The sequence below is a fragment of the Methylophilus sp. OH31 genome (assembly GCF_000576615.1).
Taxonomy (GTDB): domain Bacteria; phylum Pseudomonadota; class Gammaproteobacteria; order Burkholderiales; family Methylophilaceae; genus Methylophilus.
Genome location: NZ_BAUS01000012.1, coordinates 273,037 through 294,054, shown reverse-complemented (window position 1 = coordinate 294,054; position 21,018 = coordinate 273,037). Strand labels below are relative to the sequence as shown.

Genomic DNA, 21,018 nt, shown 5'->3' with positions numbered 1-21,018 from the left:
TGATTGACGGTATTGCGTTCCAGACCAACATCCTGGCGTTGAACGCAGCGGTAGAAGCAGCAAGAGCGGGTGAGCAGGGCCGTGGCTTTGCGGTAGTAGCGGGTGAAGTACGTAACCTGGCCCAACGTTCAGCCAGTGCAGCGAAAGAGATTAAAGAGCTGATCACAGACTCTGTGAATAAAACCACAGAAGGCACCAAGCTGGTAGAGAATGCAGGTAACACCATGGACGAAGTGGTATCTTCAGTACAACGTGTGGCCGACATCATCAGCGAGATCTCCGCGGCATCTACCGAGCAAACGACAGGTATTGATCAAGTGAACCAGGCTGTGACCAGCATGGATGAAACCACGCAGCAGAATGCGGCCTTGGTAGAAGAGGCAGCAGCTGCAGCTGAATCCCTGGTTGATCAGGCTAACCAATTGGCCGATGCGATCAGCCAGTTTAAACTCGAGGGTCGTGTCGGCGGTGGGTTTGGCCACAGCAGTCAATCCGGCGGGTTTAAAGCCAGCACCCATACCCATGCGGCACTACCGCCAGTGTCCAGTAGCTTCGGCGGTGGATCGTCCGGGCGACCGGTGGCGGCCCCCAAACCGCATGCGACGCCAGCGCCTAAGATCTCTGCCAAAACCGGCACCGATGATAGTGATTGGGAAGAGTTTTAACTAGCTTCAACATAAAAAACCGGCTGCTTATTCAGCCGGTTTTTTTATATCTGCTTCCAGGCATCCTGCTGCCAGCCCTTGTAACACGCCACTCTGGCCATTACGCACATTTGAATTTCTTTAGGGTTGCAATTACAGCAAAAGAGCCGAGATTCCCCTTTTTACAGGCAATTCAATTCGGGCTTGCATGCTTAATAATCACCAACATAGGCCAAGAAACAAAACAAACAGGCCAGTAACTGGGATTTTGAATCAATTAAGGAGTGGCAAGCATGTCCTCACCATCGTTAAATGGATTGACGTTGAGTACATTGGCGGGAAAATTTTCTCACATGAAACTAAAGTCACAGTTGGGCTTGATGCTGGCTGTACTTGGTTCAGGCATTGTCACGACCAGCTATCTGGATAATTTAGGCGATCGCGAATTAGCGATTCATGGCGCGCATTATCAGCAAATCATTAATCATAAAGACTTGATCGCCGATGTATTGCCCCCGCCTGAATATCTGATCGAATCCTGGCTCACCGTGCTTGAAATGGTGTCTTTAAACAACCAGCCTTTGCAAGCGCTGGTGGATAAAGGCAACACACTGAAAAAATCCTTTGAAGAGCGCCACACTTATTGGCAAACCCAACTGCCGGAATCTACTTTGAAAAGCAGTGTGATTGGCCCTTTGTTTGAGAGTGGCAATCAATTTTTCAACGTGCGTGATAACGAAGTGATTCCTGCTATCCGCAGTGGTGACAAAAAGCAAATTGATCAGGCACTGGAAAGATTGCAGGCTGCGTATCAAAAGCATAGACTGGCAGTTGACGCTGTAGTCAAACAGGCCAGTGATGGCGCGTTACGCATAGAGCAACAAACGCCGGTATTGATTAACCACAATGAGTGGGTTAATTATGGCCTGAATATTGGCCTGATTCTGTTCACTGTGGCGGTGGGTTCGTTGTTGATAGGATCTATCAGACGTAATGTGGGTGGTGAAACCTACGAAGCATTAGAAGCGGCCAAAGGCATTGCCAACGGCGACTTTAGTAGCAGTTCAGAGTTGCACGCGAACAGCGATGATAATGTGATTCACGCTTTAAACCTGGCAAAAGCGACCTTGCGCACATTGGATCAGCAAATGACTTATGTCGTGGCTGAGCATGCCAAAGGCAACATCAAGGCTGTGATTGATGTCGACAGGTTTAGCGGTGAATATTGCAATATGGCGCAGGATATTAATCGCATGCTGACGATGCATGCCGATATCCTGCACAAAACCAGCCAGTCCATGCAGTTGCTGGGGCAAGGTAATTTTGGCGCCCAGCTGGAGTCGCTACCAGGCGATTTAAATGCCTTGAATGTCAGTTTTGACAGCTTGAAGAATAACGTTAAAACACTGATTTCAGATATGGCGCAGGTTTCTGCGGCCCATGCCCAAGGTGAGATTGATGCCTTGCTGGATATCAGCCAGTTTGATGGCGACTTTAAAGCGGTGGCAGAAGGCGTGAACCACATGGTGACGGCCTATGTCCGCGATACAGAGAAGTTTATTGCGGTGATGGACAATATTGGCCGTGGCGACCTGACAGTACAACTGGAGGCCATGCCTGGCCAGAAAGCCGCCATGAACAAGAGCGTGGACCGCATCCGCGGTAACCTGAAAGGCATTGTCGACTCTGTTAACTGGGTCAATGCCGAGCATGAAAAGGGCAATATTGACATGACCTTGCGTGCAGATATGTTTAAAGGCCAGTTCTCCGTGCTCGCTGCCAGCATCAACCAGATTGTGGCCGGACACATTGAATTGAACCAAAAAGCCATGGCCTGTGTGCAGGCGTTTGGCGATGGCGACTTTGACGCGCCATTAGAGCGGTTTCCTGGCCAAAAAGCCCAAATTAATCAAACCATTGAACAAGTACGCAGTAATTTGAAAGCATTGAATGCCGATGCGCAAATGCTGGCAGAAGCTGCCCGTGAAGGCCGCGTGACTGTGCGCGCCAATGCCGCGAAACATCCTGGCGACTATCGCAAAATTGTTGAGGGCATGAACCAGACGCTGGATATGATTGTTGAGCCGGTGCTGACCGTGAAAGCGGCTGCCGAGTCTATCAACATTGCTGCCAAGGAAATCGCACAAGGCAATGCGGATCTCAGCCGTCGTACTGAGGACCAGGCCGCGAATCTTGAAAAAACAGCTTCTAGCATGGATGAACTGGCTTCAACCGTGAAACAGAATGCTGATAACGCTAAACAGGCCAATCATCTGGCTGCACAAGCCTCAGAAGTGGCGGTGAAGGGTGGCGAAGTGGTCAATGCGGTGGTAAGCACCATGAGTGATATCAACGAAAGCGCACGCAAGATTGAAGACATTATTTCTGTCATCGACAGCATTGCTTTCCAGACCAATATCCTGGCGCTGAATGCGGCCGTGGAAGCAGCGCGTGCCGGTGAGCAGGGTCGAGGCTTTGCGGTGGTAGCCAACGAGGTGGGTAATTTGGCCCAGCGTTCGTCAGTCGCCGCACGTGAAATTAAAGAGTTGATTAACGATTCCGTTAACAAAACGGCAGAGGGTAGTCGCCAGGTAGAAGAAGCTGGCAACACCATGCATGAAATTGTGGATTCTGTGAAACGCGTCAGCGTCATTATCGGTGAGATCGCTTCGGCGTCTAACGAGCAAAGTGCAGGCATTGCCCTGGTAAACGATGCCGTGATCCGCATGGATGATGTGACCCAGCAGAATACTGCGTTGGTAGAACAAGCTGCCGCAGCGGCTGAATCGCTCATGGATCATTCAAATGAGCTGGCAACGGCTGTCGGTGTATTTATTGTGGATGGGCACGCAAAAGTGTCCGGCCATCAAGTTGGAAATGCGGGCTGGGGCGAATCATATCGCCAGGTCAGCAACGGTTAGGGCGGTTGCTATCGTCCTTTAATAAGTAGTACTTTTTATCAGGAGTTAAAAAAATGGCTGTGATTGATCGAGTGTTAATTGGTGAAGGTTTGGTTATCGAGGATCGCCCAGAGGGTGGCCTGGATTTGAAAAATGTGGCGCACATTGACTTAATTATGGGCCCACGCGGTAGCGCTGCAGAAGACGCATTTTGTCGTACGCTCACCGACCAAAAACAAGGGGTAAACGGTTTATTGGCGATTGCAGCGCCAAACATGATGGTAAAACCAAACACAGTGATGTTTAACAAAGTGACCATCAAAGATGGCCGTCAGGCAACACAAATGTTTGGCCCGGCGCAACGTGGCGTAGCGATGGCAGTGATGGATTGCGTTGCTGATGGCACGATTCCACTGGAAGAAGCAGATGACGTGTTTATTTGCGTTGGCGTATTCATTGACAGCAAAGCTGACATGGATGACCGTATCCAGGACTGGAACTATCGCGCAACCAAAATCGCGATTAAAGCCGCTGTTGCCCGTGAGCCTAAAGCCGCTGATGTGGTGAAACAATACAAAGAAGCCTTGCATCCATTTGCAGCGCAAACACCAGAAGCACAAAACCGTCGTGCTGATGACCAGTCTGCTGCATTGGCGATCTCTCAAATGCAAGAGCGCAGCAAATATGCACGCACGAGCGCTGAAGCCAAAGCCAAAGAAGAAAAGCAGGTTGAATTGGCTATTGCACAAATGAAAGATCGTATCGATACAACAAAGGCTTAATTTCCGGCCAATGTTAACCCAACGGATTTGCATAGGATAACGAAGTGAGTGCATTGAAAAAACAAGAACAGGAAGAGCGCGAGTTTTTGTTTACGCGCGATGATTTCGTCAGAATTAAAAGCCTGATTTATCGCCATGCAGGCATTTCATTATCCGATGCAAAGACCGATATGGTGTACAGCCGTATTGGTCGGCGTTTGCGTGCATTGGATATGCTCAGCTTCAAACAGTATCTGGACACGTTGGAAAAACATAACAATGCAGATGAGTGGCAGGCATTTACCAATGCACTGACCACGAATCTGACCTCATTCTTTCGGGAAGAGCATCACTTTCCGATATTAGCAGAACATTTGACCAAGCTTGCCGCACGCAAGCTGGCAAAACCGATCCGCATCTGGTGTTCAGCCGCATCGACCGGGGAGGAACCCTATTCGATCGCCATCACTGCATGCGAAGCGTTTAATACACTCAAGCCACCGGTTGAAATTATTGCCACTGACATTGACACCAATGTGCTGGCAACTGCCGCGGCTGGGGTTTACCCTCTGGATCGCATCAAGAAAATGGATGATGCCAGAGTACGCAAGTTTTTTGAAAGAGGCACCGGCAAGCACGATGGACTGGTGCGTATGAAGAAGGGCCTGCGTGAGTTGATTCATTTCCATCAGCTCAATTTGCTGGATACACAATGGCCATTTAACGATGGTTTTGACATCATCTTTTGTCGCAACGTCATGATTTATTTTGACAAACCGACACAAGGCAAAATTATTGATAAGTTTGTCACCCTCATGCATGAAGACAGCTTGTTGCTGGCCGGACATTCGGAAAACTTTTTATATGTTTCCGATCACCTGCAACTGTTAGGAAAAACCGTCTATAAATTAAAAACCAGTGGCGCGGCACGTTCCAGCCTGTTTACGCATCGGAAATCGACATGAGTGTCATGCAAGAAGAAATTTCGAACACCCTGTATTTTGACAGGACGTTTAACACCAACGCCGCCAAAATATCACCAGGGGAGTATTACTACACCGATAAAGACATGCTGATCGTCACCGTGCTTGGCTCGTGTGTGTCTGCCTGTATCCGTGACAGCCGGACCGGCATTGGTGGCATGAATCACTTTATGTTGCCGGAAGGTGGCAGTGCGGATAAAGACAGCCCGGTATCAGAATCTATGCGTTATGGCACTTATGCCATGGAGGTGTTGATTAACCAATTATTGCGTAATGGCGCCAAGCGTGAAAATCTCGAAGCCAAAATTTTTGGCGGCGGTAATGTCTTGCGCAGCTTTACCACCAATAACGTCGGTGACCGCAATGCGGCCTTCGTGAAAAAATATCTCAAGGAAGAGGGCATTAAAGTGACCGGCGAAGACTTGCTGGATATTTATCCGCGCAAGGTCTATTTTTTTCCAAAAACCGGCAAGGTATTGGTTAAAAAACTGAAACAACTGAACAACTACACATTGGTCAAACGCGAACAAGCTTACTCGAGCAAGTTGCAGACAAACGATGTGGGTGGGGATATCGATTTGTTTTAATAATAATTAAAAAAGAGGACATGCCATGAAAACAAAAGTACTCGTCATTGATGACTCTGCGTTAATACGCAGTCTGCTGAGCGAAATTATCAATGACACCAAGGATCTGGAAGTGGTGGGCACTGCACCGGATCCGCTGGTTGCGCGAGAAATGATCAAGCAACTGAATCCGGACGTGCTGACGCTGGATGTGGAAATGCCACGCATGGACGGCCTGGATTTTCTGGAAAAGCTCATGCGTTTGCGCCCGATGCCAGTGCTGATGGTCTCTACGCTGACTGAAAAGGGCTCAGAGATCACATTGCGCGCGTTGGAACTGGGTGCAACAGATTTTGTGACCAAGCCTAAAATGGGGATTTCGCAAGGCATGCAACAGTATGCTGACGAAATTACAGACAAAATCCGTACGGCCTCCAGAGCGAAAGTCAGTACCTTGCAAAGCATTGCCAAAGCCTCTAATACACAGGTGCAGCAAAATGCGATCCGCAACCCACTCATCAGTAGTGAAAAATTATTGATTATTGGCGCATCTACCGGCGGTACAGAGGCGATTAAGTCAGTGTTGATGCAAATGCCATCTGATTGTCCAGGTATTTTGATTACCCAGCATATGCCGGCAGGGTTTACTAAATCTTTTGCTGAGCGCTTAAATACCTTGTGCAAAATTGCGGTTAAAGAGGCGGTGGATGGCGAACGTGTGCTGCCCGGCCATGCCTATATTGCACCAGGTGATAAACATCTGTTATTGGGCAGAAGCGGCGCCAACTATGTGACCAAGCTGTCAGACAGTGAGCCCGTCAATAGACATAAGCCTTCAGTCGATGTATTGTTTGATTCTGCAGCGACCAATGCGGGTAAGAACGCAGTGGGGATTATCCTGACCGGCATGGGCAAGGATGGGGCGGCAGGGATGCTGCGCATGAAAAATGCCGGTGCCTATAATTTCTCGCAAAATGAAGAAAGCTGCGTAGTGTATGGCATGCCGCGCGAGGCAGTCGCGCACGGTGGCGTCCATGAGGTGGGTCATTTAAAAGACCTGCCACGAATGGTGCTACATTATTTAGCTACTAATAGTGAACGTGCCCTGCGTGTTTAACGTAGTGGTGAACAAACAGACAATTCCCGGTTTTATCGACAATAGCATTGTGCGTCACATGTCAGATAATCAATGCTACGGGATAGGTAACTAATGATAGTGGAGTAACAAATGGGCAACCCTAATACAAAATTTCTGGTAGTGGACGACTTTTCCACCATGCGTAGAATCGTACGTAACCTGCTCAAGGAGTTGGGTTATAACAATGTGGAAGAGGCCGAAGATGGCGCGGATGCATTGAACAAATTGCGTAATGGTGATTTTGAGTTTGTAGTTTCTGACTGGAATATGCCGAACATGGATGGTTTAACCATGTTGCAGAATATTCGTGCAGACAACAAATTATCCAAGCTGCCGGTATTGATGGTCACGGCCGAAGCGAAGAAAGAAAACATTATTGCGGCGGCACAAGCGAAAGCCAATGGTTATGTGGTGAAACCATTTACGGCCGCTACCCTGGAAGAGAAATTATCCAAAATCTTTGAAAAATTGGAAAAAGGCGAGGTGTAACCATGACCGAAGCTGTCAATCCGAATCAGGACAATCTTGTCGTGGACATCGCTTCCACCATGATGCAAGAGCTGAACGGAAATCAACAAGAAGAAATGATCAGCCGTATTGGCCACATGACACGCTCATTGCATGACAATTTGAGCGGATTGGGCTACGACAAGGTGCTGGAGCAGGTGGCTCAGGAGATTCCTGATGCGCGTGACCGCTTGAGTTATGTCGCAAAAATGACAGAGCAGGCCGCAGAGCGTGTGTTAAATGCCACAGACCAGGCGACACCGCTGCAGTCTGAATTGGCGGACCGTGCGACTGCGTTAAAACAGCGCTGGGAAGAGGTGATGCAACGCGCATCGCTGAAATCAGAATATGATGCCGTGGTGCAAGAAACATTGGCTTATTTATCACTGGCCAACGAGCATACCACCACGACTAAATCGTTGCTGATGGATATTATGATGGCGCAGGACTTCCAGGATCTGACCGGCCAGGTGATTAAAAAAGTCACTAGCCTGGCACAAGACCTTGAAAGGCAATTGGTGCAAGTGCTGGTGGACTTTGCACCGCCAGTCAAAAAAGATGATGATTCCTTGCTGAATGGCCCACAAATCGACCCGCATAATACCGTCGACGTCGTGGCTAACCAGGAGCAGGTGGATGACCTGTTGGACAGCCTTGGCTTTTAAGTGCTACAGACCATGGTCTACAAAAAAGGCATCTCACGATGCCTTTTTTATTTATTGAAATCCAATGCGCTGTTCTGGCTGAAGTGCGGCTAATTCGTCATCGGAATACAAGCGGCCGCGCGTAATAAAAGCCATACCGCTACCACAATCAAGCGAAAATGAACCACTGGAACCCGGCATGGCATCCAGAATGGTATGCGTGCTGTGCATGAAGCTGAAATGGCTATCGCTCATATAAAAAATAGCGCCGCCTGGTAATTCACCCAGCTTGACGTCTGCCGGACTAGGCCGGAACTCTGCAGCTGGCAGGCACATCGGCCCGCTACCTTCACAGCAGCCACCAGACTGAAAAAACACGATAGGGCCATGTTGTGCGGTGAGTTGCTCAATCAGCGTCACTGCGGATGGTGTTGCAGAAACACGCTCTGTCATTACTCTTCCCCTGTTAATGTTTGCATGATGTGATTATAGATAAAAAAAGGAGCGAAAAATTCGCTCCTTTTTTTAAGCCGTTATATTCGTCAGGCATTTACCCGGCAATTAGAAGAATCCTAATTTTTTCGGGCTGTAGCTGACCAGCATGTTTTTGGTTTGCTGGTAATGATCCAGCATCATTTTGTGCGTTTCACGGCCGATACCAGACTCTTTGTAGCCACCAAATGCCGCATGCGCTGGATACGCATGGTAACAGTTGGTCCATACACGGCCAGCCTTAATACCACGACCCATACGGTAAGCACGGCTGCCATCACGCGTCCATACTCCTGAGCCCAGGCCAAAGATGGTGTCGTTCGCAATGCTCAAGGCTTCTGCTTCATCTTTAAATGTCGTCACTGCCAATACCGGCCCAAAAATTTCTTCCTGGAAGATACGCATTTTGTTGTGGCCTTTGAACAGTGTTGGCTTGACGTAGTAGCCTTCAGCCAGATCGCCACCCAACACATTACGCTCACCGCCACACAGTAGTTGCGCGCCTTCCTGGCGACCGATGTCCATGTAAGACAAGATCTTGTTCACTTGATCCTGGGAGGCTTGTGCGCCGATCATGGTGTTTGGATCCAGCGGGTTACCTTGCTTGATGGCCGCTACGCGTGGCAATACACGTTCCATAAACTTGTCGTAAATGGATTCTTGAATCAATGCACGGGAAGGACAGGTACAGACTTCGCCCTGGTTAAATGCAAACAACACCAGGCCTTCAACGGCTTTATCCAGGAAGTCATCGTCAGCTGCCATGATGTCTTCAAAGAATACGTTAGGCGATTTACCGCCCAATTCCAGGGTGGCCGGGATCAGGTTGCTCGCCGCGGCTTGTGCAATGTAGCGGCCAGTGGCAGTAGAGCCAGTAAAGGCGATTTTGGCGATACGCTTGCTGGTAGACAATGGTGCGCCGACTTCGCGGCCAAAACCGTTGACGACGTTGATCACCCCAGGTGGCAGCAAATCTGCAATCACTTCCATCAAAATCAGCAGGCTGATCGGGGTGAACTCTGCTGGCTTCATGACCACCACGTTACCCGCTGCAACCGCCGGTGCCAGTTTCCAGGCGGCCATCAGGATAGGGAAGTTCCAAGGAATAATTTGACCGACAACGCCTAGTGGCTCGTGGAAGTGGTAAGCCACGGTATTTTCGTCCAGCTCACTGATGCTGCCTTCTTGTGCGCGCAAAGCACCAGCAAAGTAGCGGAAGTGGTCTGCGGCCAATGGAATGTCGGCATTCAGTGTTTCACGGATAGGTTTGCCGTTGTCTACGGTTTCTGCAGTCGCAATCAGCTCAAGGTTCTGCTCAATGCGGTCAGCAATCTTCAACAATAAGTTAGAACGTTCAACCACTGAGGTTTTACCCCATTTGTCCGCCGCCGCGTGTGCAGCGTCCAACGCCAGTTCCACATCTTCAGCACTGGAACGTGCAGCTTGGGTATATGGCTTGCCGGTAATTGGTGAAATCGCATCAAAATACTCACCTTTAACTGGTGCTACCCATTTGCCACCGATAAAGTTGTCATACTTGGCTTTGTATGGGACTTTTACACCCATCGCTTTTAAAAGGTCCAAACTCATAGTTACTCCTGTACTTTTTGTATTAGTGTCGTAGCAGAACTGCTCTCCAAACCGCTTACATCAAATCGCAACTAGATATCGCGATAAACATCCGTTAACACCTTATTTTACAAGGCTTAGGCGTCTGTTTGTGTGCTAAACATTAAACCTTCATAGTGACAAAAGCAAGCCTTTTCAGATAACTTTTTTATGATTTATAAGATAGAAGAGTGCGGTTATCACACACTGTTTCATGGCCAGTTTGTGTGGGTATTCACATGAAAATAATCGATTAAATTATTTGGCGGCGACGAGTTTTATGGGCTATAATCGCGCCTTCTTTCGGAGAGATGGATGAGCGGTTTAAGTCACCACCCTGGAAAGGTGGCATAGGGGCAACTCTATCGAGGGTTCGAATCCCTCTCTCTCCGCCAAATATAAAAAGCACCCCTCGGGGTGCTTTTTTGTTTTCAGAGGTATTATCTCGCAGTGTTATTTCTTTTTATCGCTTTTAAGAGTTTCCGTGGGGAGTGTCTTTTTGCCGCTAATGCTGACATCTTTTTTCAGGTTGGCTAATGTTGCCTGGCCAATGCCTGGGACTTGATCCAATTCATCTACAGATTTAAAGCCGCCGCTTTTTTTGCGATATTCAATGATGGCTTGTGCTTTTGCCGGGCCGATGCCATTCAGGCTTTCTAATTCGGCCTGGCTGGCGGTATTGATATCGACAACGGCATAAGCGGCTGGTAACAGAATGAAATACATTAAATAAGCCAGTATGGTTTGCTTCATATATCCTCCGTATGTTCAAAAATAAAAAACAGGCTCAATGGCCTGTTTTTTATTGTACTGACTCGCTATAGATACAAATGCACGTGCGGCTTAATATTGTTAATTTATATTAAATATTTTTAATTATCGTGTTTAGTGCAACAAGCGGGGCAGGCGCTTGTGTAATGGGGCGACCAATCACCAGGTAGTGTGCGCCTAGTGTTAATGCTTGTTCTGGTGTGACGATTCTGGTTTGATCGTCCTGGTTAGCGTCAAGTGGGCGAATGCCAGGCGTCACCAGGCAAAAAGCAGCACCTAAAGCTTCTTTAAGCATCTGCGCCTCTTGTGCCGAGCAGACCACGCCATTCAAACCCGCTTGTTGCGTCATGGTGGCCAGTGCTAACACATGCTCATTTAAAGAGCGTTGTATGCCCAGGCTATGCAACGTTTCTTCATCCATGCTGGTTAATACAGTGACGGCAATTAACAGGGGGGCATTGCTGCCAAAGGCTTTGTCCAGGCCTTCACGTGCCGCTTGCATCATGGGTAAGCCGCCACTGGCATGGACATTTAACATCCAGACGCCAAGGTTAGCCGCTGCCTGGCAGGCTTTGGCGACAGTATTGGGAATATCGTGGAATTTTAAATCCAGAAAAACATCGTATTCGCGTTTGACCAGTGACTCCACAAACGCCGGACCGGCGGCCGTAAATAACTCTTTGCCGACTTTGAGTTTGCAGAGTGTTGGGTCCAGGCGGTCGACGAGGGCGGTGGCAGACGCAGCATCTGCGTAGTCCAGGGCGACAATAATTTTGCTATCAGTCATAGGTGGTGAATGTGTTCCGGTTAATGAAAGCTACTTGCGTTTGAGCAGTTTAATATCTCTGATGGTCGCCTCAGTCGGCTCTGGTGGCAGTGATTCCCAGGCGTTACAGGCCGGGCATTGCCAGTGATATTGCTTGGCGCGGAAACCACACTGGTCGCAATAGTATGCGGCGCGGTCACCAATAGCATTGCGCACGGTCTGTTGCATCAGTTGCAAGTCGTGCTGTTCGTCCTCCAGCATGGCACGCGCTTGCAGCAACTGATCCAGCGACTTCAGGCTAGGCTTGCGTATCAGCTCATTACGCGCCAGTTTGGCGGCTTTGTCAGCGCCTTCTGCTTGCAGGGTCGCTTCATAAAGCACAGACATCATGCTGCTGATTTGATAGGTTTCCAGGTATTGATGTAATTGGTTCAGGCCTTCGCTTAGCCCTTTGCTAATCTTGTTGGATTCAGCGTCACTTTCGCCATAAAGTAGTGAATAGCTTTTGAGCATTTTTTGCGCAACCAGGCCCAAGTGTTCCGGTGCCTGCATTTCAATGCGTTTCCAGAGCGCGATGGCGTCTGTATGGTGGCCTTGCTGCGCGGCGATGTCACCTAGCAACACATTGGCGCGCACGCAGTTTTTATTAGCGTCCAACGCTTGCTCCAGCTGTGTTTTAGCGTGCGCCCAATCCTGGCGGATCATCGCATTGGCGGCCAATTCGCAGTAATATTGTGCCACCTCTTTGCGGTAAGAAATCCCAGACGAGCGTTCTAGCTCCGTTGCACTGGCAATCGCTTGCGACCATTCTCGCTCTTTGACATAGATTTCAAGCAAATGTCGCAAGGCGGCTTGTTCATAGCGTGTATGACGCAAGGTTTTGAAAATCTCTTCAGCGCGGTCATACAAACCGGCTTTAAAGTAATCCTGCGCTAATTCGACCTTGATCGATGTCGATTGTTGTTCGGTGAGCTCATAGTTCTCGAGCAAGTTCATATGCAGGTGGATAGCGCGGTCTGTTTCCCCGGTACGACGGAACAGGCTACCCAGCACAAAGTGCAGTTCCAGAGAGTCTTTGTTGAGATAGAGCGCTTCACTAAACGCATCAACGGCTTTATGGTACTGATCTGCAATCAGCAGGTTCAGACCTTTAAAATAGGTGGCTGGTAGTGAGGTGGATTCAGCAATTAATTGCTTGATATCCACGCGGGCGGCAATCCAGCCCAAGGTAAAAAACAGCGGCAGAATCAATAGCCACCAATATTCAAATTCAACCAGCATAGGGGGTCTCTTTTCAGGTCAGGCTTTATTTTACCCAAGCAGTGGTCGATGCGCTATGAATAGCGTTGATCACAGGTAAAAAAAACGGTATCCGAAGATACCGTTTTTTGCTTACTACTTAATCAAAAAATTAAGATTCGATAGCGTCTACGCGGTCACGCAGCTCTTTACCCGCTTTAAAGTGCGGTACGTACTTGGCCGGCACTTGTACTTTTGTACCAGTTTTCGGGTTACGTCCTAGACGAGGCGGGCGGTAGTTGAGGCTAAAGCTGCCAAAACCGCGTATTTCGATACGCTCACCCGTCGCCAGGTTTTCCGTCATCGCATCGAGGATGGTTTTGACGGATAACTCGGCATCCTTAAGCACTAATTGCGGAAAGCGCTGGGCAAGCAAGTCTATCAGTTCAGATCTTGTCATGATCTAAAACCTTCTTACTTTTTGCTGTCCAGCTTGGCTTTCAACAAAGCACCCAAGTTGGTTGTGCCAGCAGAAGCTTCGTCGATCATTACATCGTCAGCTTTTGCTTTCTTGGCTTTTGGTTTGCCAGATTTGTCGTCACCAATCGGAGCGCTGTTGCCGCTAGGATCTTCGGTCAATTGTTTCACGCCCAGAGAGATACGCTCTTTCTCAACGTCAATGCCCAGGATAACTGCTTGTAGCTCGTCACCTTTTTTGAAGTTGCGGATTGCTTCTTCGCCAGACTGTGTCCAGGACAGGTCAGACAAGTGAACCAAGCCATCGATGCCGCCTGGCAGACCGATAAATACGCCAAAGTCAGTAATAGACTTGATTTGGCCAGATACTTTGTCGCCTTTAGCGTGCGTTGCAGCGAAATCATCCCATGGGTTTGGTTTGCACTGTTTCATACCCAGTGACAAACGACGACGGTCTTCGTCGATTTCCAGGATCATGACTTCAACTTCGTCGCCCAATTGAGCGATTTTGCCCGGGTGGATGTTCTTGTTAGTCCAGTCCATCTCAGACACGTGTACCAAACCTTCGATGCCTGGTTCCACTTCAACAAACGCGCCGTAGTCGGTCAGGTTAGATACTTTACCGAACAGGCGTGTGCCTACTGGGTAACGGCGGCTCAATGCCACCCATGGGTCGTCGCCCAGTTGTTTGATGCCCAGAGAAACACGGTTTTTCTCTTGGTCGAACTTCAGGATCTTGGCTTCAACTTCTTCACCAACGGTCAGCACTTCAGATGGGTGCTTCACACGGCGCCATGCCAGGTCAGTGATGTGCAACAGGCCATCGATACCACCCAGATCCACGAACGCGCCGTAGTCGGTGATGTTTTTAACGATACCTTTGATCACTGCGCCTTCAGTCAGGCTGCCCAACAGTGCTTCACGGTCGGCACCCAGGGTGTCTTCCATCACTGCGCGGCGGGAAACCACGATGTTGTTACGCTTACGGTCCAGTTTGATGACTTTGAAGTCCCACTCTTTGTTTTCGTAAGGAGTAGTATCTTTTACTGGACGAATGTCTACCAGTGAACCTGGCAAGAATGCCATGATGCCGCTGACAGAAACACGCAGACCGCCTTTAACACGGCTGCTGACAAAACCTTTGACCACGCGGCCTTCGTTCATGGCTTCTTCCAGATCCAGCCATGCTTGCATTTTCTTCGCTTTTTCGCGAGACAGTTGTGTAGAACCAAAACCATCTTCCAGCTTTTCAATCGCTACTTTAACGAAGTCGCCAACGGCAACTTCCAGCTCGCCTTGAGCATTTTTAAATTCGCTAGCGTTGATCACGCTCTCGGATTTCAGGCCAGCGTTAACGATAACGAAATCATTGTCTACAGAAACTACTTCGGCGGTGATCACTTCACCTGCGCGCATTTCCTGGCGAGCCAGGCTTTCTTCGAAGAGGGCTGCAAAAGATTCCATGGAAGAGGATGTATTAGAAATAGAAGCCATTAAAAAATTGTCCAATTTTTACTCGCATGAACGACAGACATCCTTCAGCGAGCCACTGTCACGCAGGTGCGCAAACAATGGAAAAGGTTAAAAAATATTGCCCAAGCATGACTTGAGCAATCCGAATCCAAAACTATACACAAAAAAATTATTGAGTTCAATGACTTATGCGGTTTTTTATGCCGTTTGGCCGCCTTTTTTAAAGGCTTCGATAATGATGTTCACGGCTTGCTCGATATTCTTGTCTGTTGTATCAAGCAAAATAGCATCTGGCAATTGTTTCAAAGGCGCAGCGGCACGCTGGCTATCGCGCAAATCACGTTGTTGCAAATCTTCCAGAATAAGTGTGTAGTCGGCAGATTCACCGCGTTGCAGTAATTGCTCATAACGGCGTTTGGCACGCGTTTCGACGGCAGCAGTCAGGAAAATTTTCAACCCGGCATCCGGGAAAATCACCGAGCCAATGTCGCGGCCATCGCCTACCAGCCCCGGCGCTTGCCTGAAGTTGCGTTGTGTCTGGAGCAGGGCGGTACGCACGTCTGGATGCACGGCCACTTCAGACGCGCCTTTGCCCATTTGCTCGGTGCGGATATGGGCGCTGACTTGTTCGCCATTCAAATAGGCTTCACCGTTCTCGAACCTGATATCCAACTTGCCAGCAATCGCCGCCAGCTTACTGGCGTCAGACCAGGCGACGTTTTGTTGATAGGCCGCATAAGCCAGAAGCCGGTAAATGGCCCCAGAATCCAGGTAGTGGAAGCCAAAATGTTTGGCCACGCGCTCGGCGACGCTGCCTTTACCAGAAGCGGAGGGGCCATCAATAGCGATGACTGGAGGAAGAGAGATATTAGACATAAATTTTACTTATCAAATGCTTTTAAACAATGAATTGGATTTTGATTTTGCGCTTTTGTAACATGTAACCATCGTATTCAAGGAGCCTACCATGATTAAAACCGCCTCATTCGCCATGCTGCATTTCAGCGTTGCTTTTACCGTTGCCTATCTGCTGACTGGCAGCCTGCTAGTGGGCGGGCTGATGGCGCTGGTTGAGCCAGCTTGCAATACCGTCGTGTTTTATTTTCACGAGCGTGCCTGGCAGCGTCACCAGCATGGCCATGCTGTTACACCGGCAGAGCCGGATGAGCATGAGTGGGCGTATGCGGCTTGAGCAGCTTAACGCGCAATACTGGTAAATACTTTAAAGTATTCTGGAAACGTTTTGCCCACGCACTTTGGATCATTAATGGTAATCGGCACACCAGCCAGGCTGATCAGTGAAAAACACATGGCCATGCGGTGATCATCGTAAGTGTCGATCACTGCATTCGGCGTCAGTTGTGCCGGTGGCGTGACTTGAATGTAATCAGCGCCTTCCACGACAGTGGCGCCTACTTTGCGTAATTCTGTGGCCATGGCAGCAATACGGTCTGTTTCCTTGACGCGCCAGCTGGCGATATTGCGTAACGTGGTTGTGCCCTGGGCGAATATCGCCATTACACCCAAGGTCATGGCGGCATCCGGAATATGGTTGCAATCCAAGTCTATTGCTTGCAGTGATTGTGTTTTTTCGGCGCGCACATGGTTGTCACCGTAGCTGATACGGCCACCCATCAGGTTGGCGGCTTCTGCAAAGCGGATATCGCCTTGAATACTCTGCTCGCCAACGCCGTTAACAGTGACATCGCCAGCCAAAATACCTGCTGCAATAAAGTAAGAGGCGCTTGAAGCATCGCCCTCTACATAAATCTCGCCCGGCGATTGATAACGCGCCGCTGCCGGAATATGAAAACGCTCCCAGCCATCCCGCTGCACGGTGACACCAAAACGCTGCATCAGGTTAAGCGTGATTTCAATATAAGGTTTTGAGATCAGTTCGCCGACGACCTCAATGCTGGCCGCTTGACCAGTTAATGGTAGTGCCATCAGTAACGCAGTTAGAAACTGGCTGGATACATCGCCGCGGATTTTGATCGCCTGGCTGACATCCAGCTGGGCAGGGGAAATCTGCAGGGGAGGGTAGCCATCGTTTGCCTGGTATGTTACTTGGGCACCGGCTTGCCTTAATGCATCGACCAGATCGCCGATCGGGCGTTCGTGCATGCGCGCAATGCCGTGCAAGTGATAGTCGCCGCCAGAAAAAGCCAGCGCAGCCGTGAGTGGCCTGAACGCCGTGCCAGCATTGCCTAAAAATAAATCGGCCTGTTTGTTGGGAAAATTGCCACCACAACCGGTGACCTGCCAGGCATTTTCGCCAATGTTTTCCAGTTTAACGCCTAAAGCCGTTAAGGCTTCCAGCATCCTGGCCGTGTCGTCTGAGGCCAATAAATCGCGAATGACTGTTACGCCATCGGCAAGTGCCGCCAGCAACAAGGTGCGGTTAGAGATGCTTTTGGAGCCTGGCAGCGTAATCGCGCCTTGTGCCTGGTGTGCAGCGGGTAAATGCAGTTGTTCCATAATGTAGACTAATTATTGAGTTTTAGACTTGGCCCAGTCGTTGCGCGCACGGCTGGCATGATCAAACAGGGCTTGTAGCGCATTGCCGTTACCTTGCTCCAGCAAGCTGGTCATCTCGCTCAGCGCTTGCTGGTAAGCATTCAGTTCACGTAATAATGCGTCTTTGTTTGCCAGTGCAATATCGCGCCACATTTCAGGATGACTGCCCGCAATGCGTGTAAAGTCACGGAAACCACTGGCAGCAAATTTAAACAGTAATTCGGCGTTATCGCGTTTGGCCAGATCCTCTACCAAGGCGAACGCCAATAAATGCGGCAGATGGCTGACTGCGGCAAACACACTATCGTGTTCCTGCGCAGTCATGCTCGAAACGATGGCGCCACATTGTTGCCACAGCGTGGTCACTTTGGCGAGCGCGTTAGCATCTGTGTCTGCATTGGGTGTCAGAATGACATTTTTGCCGATATATAAATCTGCCATTGCAGCTGATGGGCCACTTTTTTCAGCGCCGGCAATGGGGTGGCCGCCGACAAACTGGCCGACTTTATCGCCTAACTCAGCCTTTGCATAAGCCATGACATCTGATTTGGTACTGCCTGCATCTGTAATGACAGTTGCATCATTTAAGTGTGGATAAATGGCACGCAAAATAAGCGGTGTTTGTGCAACCGGTGCAGCAATCAATACCAGGTCGGCGCCTTGTAACGCCTTGCCGATATCGGTTTCTACCGTGTCAATCAAGCCAAGTTGAAGCGCCTCTTGTAAACTCTGGCCAGAACGACCGACGCCGGTGATTTGTGGTGAGTGCGGTTGTTTTTTCAGTGCAAGTGCCACTGAGCCCCCGATCAAACCTACCCCGAAAATCACAATTTTTTTGAACATAAACGAATTGTACCATGTCATATAAATGCGCTTGAAGTTTGGTTCACCAGCTTTTCAAGCGTATAATCCCAAGATTGCATTGGGGCTGACCCGGTTTCGACGTGGGTTGCAAAGCAGTGCAGGGCATACCGAGGATTCAGGTTCCCTCGTAAATCCATCTGAACAAGTATAGTCGCAAACGACGAAACTTACGCTTTAGCCGCTTAATCCCGGCTGAACGCTGCACCGAAGAGCTTCTCGGTCGGGCTGGGTAACCGGCAGCAGCGTCATTTAGAGAAGATCGTGGTGTATTGGGTTACTTAATACATCATTAAATCCAAGGTGACTCGCTTTACAGTTGCTTGCTCGTTGGTGAGTGTACGGTTAAATTAAACAACACAGCTAAGTATGTAGAACTGTCTGTGGAGGGCTTGCGGACGGGGGTTCGATTCCCCCCAGCTCCACCAAACAAAGTAGTTGAAGAAGTGATTTTAAGATATTGTTTTAAAATATCTTTTAAATGAAATAAGTAGGGTGATATAAAAAAGCCAGTCCAATGTGACTGGCTTTTTTACGTCTGTTTCCAGTCGATAAAATGGTATTTTAATTATCCTAGCAACAGTTCCTTTTTTAAACGCTTGCAGTAACGTCGCTTGGTGAGCGTGTTCATCTCATCAAACAGCATCATTTTCCATAAATACTTGGTTTCAACTAATTCTGCATCTAGCGTGGTTTCATCGGCATAGCTTTTTAATACTCTTTGACGGTGGCCGATACGATAGGGTGCAAATGCCCGCCTCTTAATGATGTTCAATTTGATATCAGGCGCAGTTTGTTTTCCGGATAGCCATCGATCGATCACATCTGATTTGACATCCAGTAGCTGCCTGAGCTCAGCGATGGACAGCGTTCCCAGATATTCACCAATCTTGAGGCACCAAATTAAGCTGTATTGTGTATGTAATTTCTTTAAGCGTTTTCTGTCTTGCATAGCAACTCCCGTAAAACCTTGCAAACCACATCTGGATATTAACACTTGTTTTGCCTATGTTAATTAAACTGATGCGACTATTGTTAAATCATTTAAGTGTGTATTTACGGCAATGGCATTGATACAGTTGTATTATTATTCGTATAATGTATATTATGTTAAATTATTGGTTCAGCTGTTACCCTGTTGCTTGAATAGAAAATCACGTTGTTGAAATCTGGTGAATGCTTAATCTGCATCATCTGCGTGCTCGTCGAAGATCTCTCTGAAACGATTGGCGAGTTTTTTGAATGCGTTGAGTATGACGGGGTCAAAATGCGCTGGCTGTGTTCGGCCATCACCTTGCATGATGATTTGCAACGTGAGTTCATGCGTAAATGCGGATTTATATGGGCGCTTGCTGCGTAGCGCATCATATACATCACTCATCATCATGATGCGTGCCGATAATGGGATTTCCTCGCCTTTTAAGCCATTGGGGTAACCACTTCCATCCCAGCGCTCGTGATGATTCAAGGCGATTTCTGCACCCATGATGGTAAATGGCGAGGTGCTTTTGCCGTGTCCAAGAATGCTGTTACCTAATACGGTATGTGTTTTCATGACTTCCCATTCCTCATCAGTGTGCGGGCCTGGCTTGAGCAAGATATGGTCCGGAATCCCAATTTTTCCGACATCATGTAATGGGCTGGCATGATAAATGGTGTCAATAAAATTTGAGTCCATGCCCAAATCGGCGGCCAGTTCCTTACAGTAAAAGGCAATGCGGTGAATATGGTCGCCGGTTTCTTTGTCCCTAAATTCGGCGGCACGCATAATGCTGAACATGGAGTCAAAATAACTGGTGAGCAATTGCGCGGTTCGCTCTTCTACCTGTATCTCCAGTGTATGGCTATAGTCAGTCAGAAAGTCGTTATATTCTTTCAGGCGCAGCAAGTTACGCACCCTGATCCAAAGCTCGGCCCTGTCTACGGGTTTGGTGACAAACTCTTCAACACCGCATTGCAAGGCACGCATTCTCGAGGTGCGGTCTATCAGCGCCGTAAGCATAATAATCGGTATGATTTTCGTCGCTTCATTATTTTTCAATTGCTCAGCCAGCTCGAAGCCGTTCAATACCGGCATCATGGCATCCAGCAGAATCAGGTCTGGTTGATGGCTTAAGGTCATTTCAAGCGCCATTTTGCCATCGTGGGCTTGTAGTGTGGCGTAGCCTTCAGCGGTGAGCAACGCTTCCAGATAGGCGCGATTATTTTCTTCATCATCGACAATCAGAATGGTCTTGCGCGTGACTTTCATATCCATGTGCCGGGTCCCCTGCGAGCTTATTTTCTGGTGAAATCTGCTTTAAAGTAAGGCATCCACTGTTTGCAGAAATTCTTTATAGCGGATAGGTTTGGCGATATAGCTGTCGCACCCTGCCTGGCGCATTTTCTCTTCATCCCCCTTCATGGCAAAGGCGGTGAGCGCGATGATCTTGATATGACTGGTTTGACTGTCTTCTTTAAGCAGTCGTGTCGCAGTCAGGCCATCCATGCCTGGGAGCTGAATATCCATGAGGATCACTTCGGGTAACAAGCTGCGTGCAATACCAAGGCCATCCAGGGCGTTAACGGCCTGCAATACCTCGTGCCCTGCGCTTTCAAGCAACAGCTGCGCCAGTTTCATATTGTTAGGATTGTCTTCAACAATAAGTATTCTTGCCATGCTCGCCTCTAT

22 protein-coding genes, 1 tRNA gene and 1 other RNA gene are annotated in these 21,018 nt (G+C 48.8%); 11 read left to right on the top strand and 13 right to left on the bottom strand.

What is annotated here, in order from left to right; all coding sequences use genetic code 11:
• From OH31_RS14260 to cheZ, 8 genes are all read left to right on the top strand, one after another.
• Window positions 1–665 (top strand): methyl-accepting chemotaxis protein (locus tag OH31_RS14260; RefSeq protein WP_024931258.1); only part of this gene is annotated, 665 nt, incomplete at its 5' end.
• A gap of 332 nt (window positions 666–997) precedes the next feature.
• Window positions 998–3,565, top strand: a complete 2,568-nt coding sequence (locus OH31_RS14255) for a methyl-accepting chemotaxis protein (RefSeq protein WP_024931257.1) — start codon at window positions 998–1,000, stop codon at window positions 3,563–3,565.
• 53 nt (window positions 3,566–3,618) lie between these two features.
• Window positions 3,619–4,326 carry a formaldehyde-activating enzyme gene (gene fae, locus OH31_RS14250; protein ID WP_019882312.1) on the top strand — a complete coding sequence of 236 codons (708 nt, stop codon included), beginning with the start codon at window positions 3,619–3,621 and terminating at the stop codon, window positions 4,324–4,326.
• Window positions 4,327–4,370: 44 nt separating this feature from the next.
• Window positions 4,371–5,270 (top strand): CheR family methyltransferase, encoded by a 900-nt coding sequence (locus OH31_RS14245; protein ID WP_019882313.1) that lies wholly within the window; start codon window positions 4,371–4,373, stop codon window positions 5,268–5,270.
• Complete coding sequence (gene cheD / locus OH31_RS14240; RefSeq protein ID WP_019882314.1) at window positions 5,267–5,875, top strand: chemoreceptor glutamine deamidase CheD; 609 nt, start codon at window positions 5,267–5,269, stop codon at window positions 5,873–5,875. The genes OH31_RS14245 and cheD overlap by 4 nt, the downstream gene beginning before the upstream one ends.
• 25 nt (window positions 5,876–5,900) lie before the next feature.
• Complete coding sequence (locus tag OH31_RS14235) at window positions 5,901–6,971, top strand: chemotaxis response regulator protein-glutamate methylesterase (protein WP_019882315.1); 1,071 nt, start codon at window positions 5,901–5,903, stop codon at window positions 6,969–6,971.
• A gap of 111 nt (window positions 6,972–7,082) precedes the next feature.
• A complete protein-coding gene (cheY, locus tag OH31_RS14230) occupies window positions 7,083–7,481 on the top strand; it encodes a chemotaxis response regulator CheY (protein WP_019882316.1) in 399 nt (132 codons plus the stop codon).
• A gap of 2 nt (window positions 7,482–7,483) precedes the next feature.
• Window positions 7,484–8,164 (top strand): protein phosphatase CheZ, encoded by a 681-nt coding sequence (gene cheZ, locus OH31_RS14225; RefSeq protein ID WP_024931256.1) that lies wholly within the window; start codon window positions 7,484–7,486, stop codon window positions 8,162–8,164.
• A 51-nt stretch (window positions 8,165–8,215) separates the two neighbouring features.
• Here cheZ and OH31_RS14220 read toward each other — a convergent pair whose 3' ends face one another.
• Both OH31_RS14220 and OH31_RS14215 read right to left on the bottom strand, forming a co-directional pair.
• Window positions 8,216–8,596: a DUF779 domain-containing protein gene (locus tag OH31_RS14220; RefSeq protein WP_024931255.1), complete on the bottom strand. Its 381-nt coding sequence runs from the start codon at window positions 8,594–8,596 to the stop codon at window positions 8,216–8,218.
• A 108-nt stretch (window positions 8,597–8,704) separates the two neighbouring features.
• A complete protein-coding gene (locus tag OH31_RS14215; RefSeq protein ID WP_019882319.1) occupies window positions 8,705–10,225 on the bottom strand; it encodes an aldehyde dehydrogenase family protein in 1,521 nt (506 codons plus the stop codon).
• A 323-nt stretch (window positions 10,226–10,548) separates the two neighbouring features.
• Here OH31_RS14215 and OH31_RS14210 point away from each other — a divergent pair.
• Window positions 10,549–10,638, top strand: a tRNA-Ser gene (locus OH31_RS14210).
• A gap of 58 nt (window positions 10,639–10,696) precedes the next feature.
• On the opposite strand, the gene OH31_RS14205 is transcribed toward OH31_RS14210, so the two are convergent.
• The 6 genes from OH31_RS14205 to cmk all read right to left on the bottom strand — a co-directional run bounded on the left by OH31_RS14205 (window position 10,697) and on the right by cmk (window position 15,845).
• Window positions 10,697–10,996: a ComEA family DNA-binding protein gene (locus OH31_RS14205; RefSeq protein WP_019882320.1), complete on the bottom strand. Its 300-nt coding sequence runs from the start codon at window positions 10,994–10,996 to the stop codon at window positions 10,697–10,699.
• A gap of 109 nt (window positions 10,997–11,105) precedes the next feature.
• Window positions 11,106–11,801, bottom strand: coding sequence for an orotidine-5'-phosphate decarboxylase (gene pyrF, locus OH31_RS14200; protein ID WP_024931254.1), 696 nt, complete (start codon window positions 11,799–11,801; stop codon window positions 11,106–11,108).
• Between the two features lie 30 nt (window positions 11,802–11,831).
• Complete coding sequence (lapB, locus tag OH31_RS14195; protein WP_024931253.1) at window positions 11,832–13,061, bottom strand: lipopolysaccharide assembly protein LapB; 1,230 nt, start codon at window positions 13,059–13,061, stop codon at window positions 11,832–11,834.
• 130 nt (window positions 13,062–13,191) lie between these two features.
• Window positions 13,192–13,479: an integration host factor subunit beta gene (locus OH31_RS14190; RefSeq protein WP_018985241.1), complete on the bottom strand. Its 288-nt coding sequence runs from the start codon at window positions 13,477–13,479 to the stop codon at window positions 13,192–13,194.
• Between the two features lie 14 nt (window positions 13,480–13,493).
• A complete protein-coding gene (gene rpsA / locus OH31_RS14185) occupies window positions 13,494–14,990 on the bottom strand; it encodes a 30S ribosomal protein S1 (protein WP_024931252.1) in 1,497 nt (498 codons plus the stop codon).
• A gap of 177 nt (window positions 14,991–15,167) precedes the next feature.
• Window positions 15,168–15,845 (bottom strand): (d)CMP kinase, encoded by a 678-nt coding sequence (gene cmk, locus OH31_RS14180; protein WP_024931251.1) that lies wholly within the window; start codon window positions 15,843–15,845, stop codon window positions 15,168–15,170.
• 91 nt (window positions 15,846–15,936) lie between these two features.
• Between cmk and OH31_RS14175 the strand changes: the two genes are divergently transcribed.
• Window positions 15,937–16,161 (top strand): DUF2061 domain-containing protein, encoded by a 225-nt coding sequence (locus tag OH31_RS14175; protein ID WP_024931250.1) that lies wholly within the window; start codon window positions 15,937–15,939, stop codon window positions 16,159–16,161.
• A gap of 5 nt (window positions 16,162–16,166) precedes the next feature.
• On the opposite strand, the gene aroA is transcribed toward OH31_RS14175, so the two are convergent.
• A complete protein-coding gene (gene aroA / locus OH31_RS14170; RefSeq protein WP_024931249.1) occupies window positions 16,167–17,447 on the bottom strand; it encodes a 3-phosphoshikimate 1-carboxyvinyltransferase in 1,281 nt (426 codons plus the stop codon).
• 12 nt (window positions 17,448–17,459) lie between these two features.
• On the bottom strand, window positions 17,460–18,350 hold the full coding sequence (locus tag OH31_RS14165) for a prephenate dehydrogenase/arogenate dehydrogenase family protein (protein ID WP_036299372.1): 891 nt from the start codon (window positions 18,348–18,350) through the stop codon (window positions 17,460–17,462).
• Between the two features lie 60 nt (window positions 18,351–18,410).
• On the opposite strand from OH31_RS14165, the gene ssrA reads away from it, so the two are divergent.
• Window positions 18,411–18,775: a transfer-messenger RNA gene (ssrA, locus tag OH31_RS14910) on the top strand.
• 140 nt (window positions 18,776–18,915) lie between these two features.
• On the opposite strand, the gene OH31_RS14160 is transcribed toward ssrA, so the two are convergent.
• From OH31_RS14160 to OH31_RS14150, 3 genes are all read right to left on the bottom strand, one after another.
• Window positions 18,916–19,299, bottom strand: a complete 384-nt coding sequence (locus OH31_RS14160; protein ID WP_019882357.1) for a hypothetical protein — start codon at window positions 19,297–19,299, stop codon at window positions 18,916–18,918.
• Between the two features lie 228 nt (window positions 19,300–19,527).
• A complete protein-coding gene (locus OH31_RS14155; RefSeq protein ID WP_024931247.1) occupies window positions 19,528–20,604 on the bottom strand; it encodes a two-component system response regulator in 1,077 nt (358 codons plus the stop codon).
• 42 nt (window positions 20,605–20,646) lie between these two features.
• Entirely contained in the window at window positions 20,647–21,006 is a 360-nt protein-coding gene (locus tag OH31_RS14150) for a response regulator (RefSeq protein WP_024931246.1), read from the bottom strand.
• Window positions 21,007–21,018: the final 12 nt, after the last annotated feature.